Below are 7021 nucleotides of genomic sequence, written 5' to 3' on the forward strand. Positions count from 1 at the left end.
TCATGGACCGCCGCATCCCCGTCGACCACAGGACAGGACGCCTTATCGTGCCCGACACCCACAGCCGAGCAGACCGCCTCGCCACGACCCGGTACGGCAACCGTCCGACCATGAAGGACGTGGCCGCGCGGGCCGGCGTCGGGCTCAAGACGGTCTCCCGTGTGGTCAACGGCGAACCGGGGGTCACGCCCGAGACGGAACACCGGGTGCGGGAGGCGATCGAGGCCCTCGGCTTCCGCCGCAACGACAGCGCGCGCGTCCTGCGCAAGGGTCGTACCGCCAGCATCGGCCTGGTCCTGGAGGACCTCGCCGACCCGTTCTACGGCCCCCTCAGCCGCGCGGTGGAGGAAGTGGCCCGGGCCAACGGCGCCCTGCTCATCAACGGCTCCAGCGCCGAGGACCCCGAGCGTGAGCAGGAACTGGTGCTGGCGCTGTGCGCCCGGCGCGTGGACGGCCTCGTGGTCATCCCGGCCGGTGACGACCACCGTTATCTGGAGCCGGAGCTGAAGGCGGGCGTCGCCACCGTGTTCGTGGACCGTCCGGCGGGCCGCATCGACGCCGACGTCGTCCTCTCCGACAACTTCGGCGGTGCCCGCGACGCCGTGGCCCACCTCATCGCCCACGGCCACCGGCGGATCGGCTTCATCGGCGACATGCCCCGCATCCACACGGCCGTCGAGCGGCTGCGCGGGTACCGGGCCGCCATGGAGGACGCCGGCATCGAGGTGGCGGACGTCTGGACATCGCTGGGCGTCACCGACCCGGTGCGGGTGCGCGGGGCCGCCGAGGGGATGCTCACCGGCCCCTCCCCCGTCACCGCGATCTTCACCGGCAACAACCGCGTGACGGTCACCGTGGTCCGTGTCCTGGCCGAACACACCCGCAGAGTCGCCCTCGTCGGATTCGACGACATCGAACTCGCCGATCTGCTGCAGCCGGGCGTCACGGTCGTCGCCCAGGACGCGGCGACGCTGGGCCGTACGGCCGCCGAGCGGCTGTTCCGCCAGCTTGACGGCACGCTGCTGACACCGGAGCGGATCGAACTGCCGACCCGACTGATCACCCGCGGCTCGGGCGAGCTGCCGCCGGCGGACTGAGCTGCCATGGAGGACTTCACCCTGGAGACCCTCGGCCTGGCCGAGGCACCTCGCGATCACCCGCTGCGGTATCCCGGCGCCTGGCCGGCGGACTCCGCGCTGCTCGACGGTGACCGGCTGGTGCCCCTGCCCCGCGACCGGTGGTGGTACGAGGACCGCGCGCCCGTCCTGGCGGTCGGCTCCAACGCCAGTCCCGGGCAACTGAGGCACAAGATGGCCGAGTTCGGGATCACCTCACCGATCCCCATGGTGAGGACACGGGTGACCGGCGTCGACGTGGGCGTGTCCGCGCACGTGAGCCGCATGGGATACGTGTCGGCGTCGCCCTTCCACGCCCCGGACACCGTACGGGAGTTGTTCGTCATCTGGCTGGACGCCGAGCAACTGGCGATCATCGACGCGAGCGAGGGCGTGCCGCTCCCGAACGGCAACTACGGGCGCGCCTGGCTGCCCGCGCCCGAGGTGCGGGTCGAGCTGCCCGGCGGCGTGACCCTGCCGGGCGTCCACTCGTACGTCAACCGCCACGGCGTCCTGCACGACGGCACCGGCGCCGCGCGCACCCACCCCGGCCAGCGGGAGCTGCTGACCGAACTCCTCGTGGGGTCGGCCCGGTTGCGTGCGCTGTTCGGTGTCACGCCGGAGGAGTTCGTGACACGGGCCCGCGCCGACCGGCAGCTGTGCCAGGCGGGCACCCGGCTGTTCGCCGACGAGAAGCGGGTCACGGAGTCCGGCCTGGAGCGGTACGTGACGGTTCAGCAGACCGGGAGTCCCGGCACCGGCTCGTCGTTGTTCCCGCCTTTGATGTAGACGTCGCTGACGTAGACGCCGGTGTTGCCGCTGTCGTCGTCCGTCTTCGCCCACCAGACGTTGGTCCACTGGCCGGACGTCTCGCGGCGGCCCAGATTCGACTGGCAGTAGAAGTAGTTGGTGCCCGCGTTGAGAACACCGGCCTCGGCGCCGGAGGCGGTGTAGGACGTGGCGGTCTTCCAGACGGTGCAGTTGTACTTGCCGCCGCCGATGGCGGTGCACGCCGGGGCCGGGGTGCCGGCGCCGCCGTCTCCGGCCGTGCCGCCGCCCCCGGAGCCGCTGCCGCCAGGGCCGCTTCCGCTGCCGCTGCCGCTGCCGCCGGACGAACCGTCCGAGTCGCCGCCCCCTGAGGTGCCACCGCCGGAGGAGTTGGCCGTGGCGGACGCGGAAGCCCGGCTCGTGGGCTTGGCACCCCCGTCGTCGCCGGACGTCTCCTTGGCGCTCGGGGTCTTCTTGGCGTCCCCGTCCGTGGGCTCGGGACTGCTGGATCGGTCGGCGTCGGTGCGGGCGGACGTGGAGGCCGTCGCCGTGGTGGCCGTCGCGGTCGGACCGGCGTCGGCCTCGGCGTGACCCGAGTTGTTCAGCAGGGCGACGGCTGTACCGGCCACCGCGAGAACGACGGTGACGGCCGCGGCGGCGAGCAGGACGCGGCCTGTGCGGCGCGGCCGGGGCGCGGTGGTCATGGGGCCCGTAGGGAGCGGGTCGTGAAGCCCGGACGCCCCGTGACCGTAGGCCGGGGACCCGGGCTCTCCCGGTGCGGATCCCGGGGAGGCGCCGAACGCACCGGAGCCGTGTCCGGAGGGCCCGGGCTGCCCCGGAGCAGAGCCCGGGGAGGCGCCGAACGCCCCCGAACCGTGCCCAGAAGACCCGGGCTGCCCAGGAGCAGAGCCCGAAGAACCGGCAAACGCCCCCGAACCGTGCCCAGAAGACCCGGGCTGCCCCGGACCACCGACTTGAGAGGTGAACGCACCGGAGGCCTGCCCCGGCGGGGAGGTCTGTCCGGGGGCACCGTCCTGCGACGCGGACGCCACCCACCACGGCGCCGGGGACCCGGCCTGCCCTTCAGCACCCGCAGCACCCGCAGCACCCGCAGCACCCGCAGCACCCGCAGCAGGCTGCCCCTGCCCCTGCTGTCCGAAAGCACCGCTGTGCTGAGCAGCCGGCGTGCCCTGCCCGGGCGTCCCAGGCTCTGCCGCCGCCTCGGACCCGGTCGGTTGCGCGGACCCCGGCCTCGGCGCCGCCACGGTCCCCGACGTTCCGTGCTCACCGGAACCCTGGGCCGGCTCGGCCCCAGCCCCCTGCGCCGTCTGCGACCCGGATCCCGGCGCCGCCCCCGGGCTCGTCGGCACCGTCGGCCCGAGACCGGCCGATACCACCGGCCCCGCCGGAACGTCGGGCGCGGTCTCGGCCTGCCCCGCCGGATCCGCCGGATCCGCGGAATCTCCCGAGCCCGCCGTACCCGCCGTCCCCCGCAAGGTCGTCGTGGGGCTGTCCGGTCCGGCCCCGTCCGCCACCGCCTGCAGCAGCCCGCGCGCCTCCCCGGCCCCCGGGCGTGCCTCGGGACGCTTGTCCAGCAGGCGCTGGAGAACCGGGCCGAGGGGGCCTGCACGGTGGGATTCGGGGAGCGGTTCGCCGACGATCGCGGTGAGCGTGGAGAACGTCGACGTACGGCGGAACGGCGACGCTCCCTCGACCGCCGCGTACAGCGTGGCGCCCAGGCCCCACACGTCGGAGGCCGGTCCCGGATCGGCACCCTGGGCGCGCTCGGGGGCCATGTAGTCCAGGGAACCGACGAGATGGCCGGTGCGGGTGAGGTTCGTGGCCGAGCCGTCGCCCGGATCGTCCATGGTGGCGATGCCGAAGTCGGTCAGCAGAACGCGGCCCGAGCGGTCGAGCAGGATGTTGCCGGGCTTGACGTCCCGGTGCAGTACGCCGGCCTCGTGGGCGGCGGCCAGCGCGTCCATGACCTTGGCGCCGATGCCGGCCGCCTCACGCGGGTCGAGGGGGCCGCTCTTGCGCAGCACGGCGTCCAGGGACGGTCCGTCGACCAGCTCCATGACGATCAGTGGACGCCCGTCGACCTCGGCCACGTCGTGCACCGCGACGACGCCGGGATGCCGGACCCGGGCCGCCGCACGGGCCTCGCGCTGCATCCGCAGCCGCAAATCCGCCAGTTCGGGCCCGTCGGCGTCGGTGTAGGTGCGCAGTTCCTTGACGGCGACCTCGCGGCCGAGGACCTCGTCGACGGCCCGCCAGACCACACCCATGCCGCCGCGACCGAGCTGGGCCACGACACGATAACGCCCGGCCAGCAGCCGACCGGCTTCGTCCTGGCCCTTTCCGTTGGTCTCCCCCGAAGACACCGCTGCCCCGTTCCTGTGAACACGTCAATGCGTGCGACCCAGACTACGGGGCGGGAGTGACGACTTCAGCCGGTGGTTGCGACCGTGACAGGGCCGCTACGTCTCCGCCTGCTTCCTCCTACTTCGTGGAGACGGTCAGGTCACCGCGCCGCGGTGCCGCGTACCCCTCCAGGTCGGCCCGGGTCAGACCCGTCAGCCGGGCCACCTCGGCGATGTCGAGGGCGCCACAGTCGAGACCGCGCAGCAGATAGCCGCTGAGCGCCTTGGCGGTGGCCGGCTCGTCCATGACGTCGCCGCCGACCCGGCCCGCGTACCGGGCGAGCCGGCCGGCGGCCTGCTCGAAGCCCTCTCGGTAGAAGGCGAACACCGCCGCGTACCGGGTGGGGAGGTGGCCGGGATGCATGTCCCAGCCCTGGTAGTAGGCGCGGGCCAGCGCCCGGCGGGTCAGGCCGTAGTGCAGTCGCCAGGCGTCGTGGACCTTGGCCGTCGGGCCGACCGGCAGAACGTTCGTGGAACCGTCCGAGACCCGTACGCCGGTGCCCGCGGCCGCGACCTGCATGATCGCCTTGGCGTGGTCGGCGGCGGGGTGGTCGCTCGCCTGGTAGGCGGCGGAGACGCCGAGGCAGGCGCTGTAGTCGAAGGTGCCGTAGTGGAGTCCGGTGGCGCGGCCCTCGGCGGCTTGGATCATCCGAGCGACGGTGGCGGTGCCGTCGGTGGCGAGGACGGACTGGCTGGTCTCGATCTGGATCTCGAAGCCGAGTCGGCCGGAGTCCAGTCCATGTGCCTTCTCGAAGGCCTCCAGGAGCCGGACGAACGCGGTGACCTGCTCGGCGTAGGTCACCTTCGGCAGGGTCAGCACCAGCCCGTCGGGCAGGCCGCCCGCCGCCATGAGACCCGTGAGGAAGACGTCGAGGGTCCGGATGCCGCGGTCCCGGACGGCCGCTTCCATGCACTTCATACGGATGCCCATGTACGGGGCCGCCGTGCCGTTCTTGTACGCCTCGGCGATCAGTCGTGCCGCGCGGGCCGCCGTCTCGTCCTCCTCGGCGTCCGGGCGCGGGCCGTATCCGTCCTCGAAGTCGACACGCAGGTCCTCGATGGGCTCGTGCTCCAACTTGGCGCGCACGCGCGCGTGGACGGGCTCGGCGAGGTCGTCGGACAACCCGAGGACGGCGGCGAAGGACGCCGCGTCCGGGGCGTGTTCGTCGAGGGCGGCGAGGGCCTTCTCGCCCCAGGAGCGGATGGTGTCGGCGGCGAAGGCGTCACCGGGGACGTAGACGGTGTGCACGGGCTGGCGGGTGCCGGGGTCTCCGGGGTAGCGGCGCTCCAGTTCGGCGTCGACCGGCGCGAGGGAGGCGCTGATCTCCTCGCTGACGGCACCCGCGAGGCTCGTCGCCACCTGCTCCTGCTGGCCCTGACCCATCCCACACCCTCCAGTTTTCCGCTCTACGGAATCAACAATCCGTAGAGCGAAGTTATCCATGAAGCTTCCGGACGGTCAACACCCCGTCCACAGCATGAGCCACCACGTTCATTCAAGGCGCCGAGAACCTCTACGCCCTCTACCGCACTCCGGTTCGAACATTCATCCTGTCCCGTCGGGAGGGAACAACATGTCGGACACCCACAGAATGACGCGTCGCATGGGCCTCAGAACCGCCATGGCCGCCGCCGTCGCCGTGCCGCTGATGGGCACGCTGCCGGCCTCCGCCGCCAAGCCGTCAAACCGCCGACTCGATGTCATGACGTTCAATCTCCGCTTCGCCAGCACCTCCGAACCCAACAGCTGGGCCGCCCGCCGCCCGGTGATGCGCCGGCTGTTACGTCAGGAGGCCCCTACCCTGATGGGCACCCAGGAAGGCCTCTACCAGCAACTGCGCGACATCCACGCCGACCTCGGACCGCACTACGACTGGATCGGCACCGGCCGCGAGGGCGGCAGCCACGACGAGTCCACCGCGGTCTTCTACGACACCCGGCGCCTGGCCCCGGTCGAGCACGACACGTACTGGCTCTCCGACACGCCCAGGGTCATCGGCTCGAACACCTGGGGTGGAGCGCTTCCCCGGATCGTCACGTGGGTCCGCTTCCGTGACCGGGCCGTCGGCGGACGGGAGTTCCACGTCCTCAACACCCACTTCGACCACGTGGGCCAGTACGCGCGCGAGCGGTCCGCCCAGTTCCTCGCCCAGAAGATCGCCGGGTTCGACCCCTCGTCACCGGTGGTGGTGACCGGCGACTTCAACGCCACGGCCCACGACAACCCGGCGTACGACACCCTGCTCGCCACGGGTCTCGTCGACACCTGGGACGCGGCCGCGGAACGCGGCAAGCAGTACGCCACCTTCCACGGCTACAAACCCCTCACCCCCGACGGCGACCGCATCGACTGGATCCTCACCTCGCCCGGCGCCACCGTCCACCGGGCCTCGATCAACACCTTCGCCATGAACGGGCAGTTCCCGAGCGACCACCTGCCGGTGCAGGCCACCGTCACCCTGGGATGAGCCGAGGCCCCCGCGACCGCGTCGGCGGTCACGGGGGCCTCGTACGCCCGGAGCGGGATCAGCCCTTGCGGGTGTTGATCTCTTCGGTGAGGGCGGGGACGACGTCGAAGAGGTCGCCGACGACGCCGTAGTCGGCGAGGTCGAAGATGGGGGCCTCGGCGTCCTTGTTGACGGCCACGATGGTCTTGGAGGTCTGCATGCCGGCGCGGTGCTGGATGGCGCCGGAGATGCCGTTGGCGATGTACAG

At 72.3% G+C, this 7021-nt stretch carries 6 protein-coding genes; 3 read left to right on the forward strand and 3 right to left on the reverse strand.

The features are described 5' to 3' along the window. The first annotated feature begins 47 nt into the window (after positions 1–47). Positions 48–1097 (forward strand): LacI family DNA-binding transcriptional regulator, encoded by a 1050-nt coding sequence (locus ACIBJB_RS28955; protein ID WP_398934630.1) that lies wholly within the window; start codon positions 48–50, stop codon positions 1095–1097. Positions 1098–1103: 6 nt separating this feature from the next. Next, complete coding sequence (locus tag ACIBJB_RS28960; RefSeq protein WP_398934632.1) at positions 1104–1904, forward strand: hypothetical protein; 801 nt, start codon at positions 1104–1106, stop codon at positions 1902–1904. On the opposite strand, the gene ACIBJB_RS28965 is transcribed toward ACIBJB_RS28960, so the two are convergent. Both ACIBJB_RS28965 and ACIBJB_RS28970 read right to left on the reverse strand, forming a co-directional pair. Then, positions 1850–4267: a protein kinase gene (locus ACIBJB_RS28965; RefSeq protein ID WP_398934634.1), complete on the reverse strand. Its 2418-nt coding sequence runs from the start codon at positions 4265–4267 to the stop codon at positions 1850–1852. The two genes, ACIBJB_RS28960 and ACIBJB_RS28965, sit on opposite strands and share 55 nt — an antisense overlap. A 118-nt stretch (positions 4268–4385) precedes the next feature. Beyond that, positions 4386–5690, reverse strand: a complete 1305-nt coding sequence (locus ACIBJB_RS28970) for a DUF6986 family protein (protein ID WP_398934636.1) — start codon at positions 5688–5690, stop codon at positions 4386–4388. 220 nt (positions 5691–5910) lie between these two features. Here ACIBJB_RS28970 and ACIBJB_RS28975 point away from each other — a divergent pair, with 220 nt between their 5' ends. Then, positions 5911–6774 carry an endonuclease/exonuclease/phosphatase family protein gene (locus tag ACIBJB_RS28975; protein WP_398934638.1) on the forward strand — a complete coding sequence of 288 codons (864 nt, stop codon included), beginning with the start codon at positions 5911–5913 and terminating at the stop codon, positions 6772–6774. A gap of 58 nt (positions 6775–6832) precedes the next feature. Here ACIBJB_RS28975 and ACIBJB_RS28980 read toward each other — a convergent pair. Then, a partial coding sequence (locus ACIBJB_RS28980; protein ID WP_398934640.1) for an electron transfer flavoprotein subunit alpha/FixB family protein occupies positions 6833–7021 on the reverse strand: 189 nt, incomplete at its 5' end.

Source organism: Streptomyces sp. NPDC050759, from assembly GCF_044456945.1.
Lineage (GTDB): Bacteria > Actinomycetota > Actinomycetes > Streptomycetales > Streptomycetaceae > Streptomyces.

Bases quoted from the DNA above. Each gene is read 5' to 3' on its own strand.
- ACIBJB_RS28960 (WP_398934632.1), top strand. From the start codon at position 1,104: ATGGAGGACTTCACCCTGGAGACCCTCGGCCTGGCCGAGGCACCTCGC.
- ACIBJB_RS28975 (WP_398934638.1), top strand. From the start codon at position 5,911: ATGGGCCTCAGAACCGCCATGGCCGCCGCCGTCGCCGTGCCGCTGATG.
- ACIBJB_RS28970 (WP_398934636.1), bottom strand. From the start codon at position 5,690: ATGGGTCAGGGCCAGCAGGAGCAGGTGGCGACGAGCCTCGCGGGTGCC.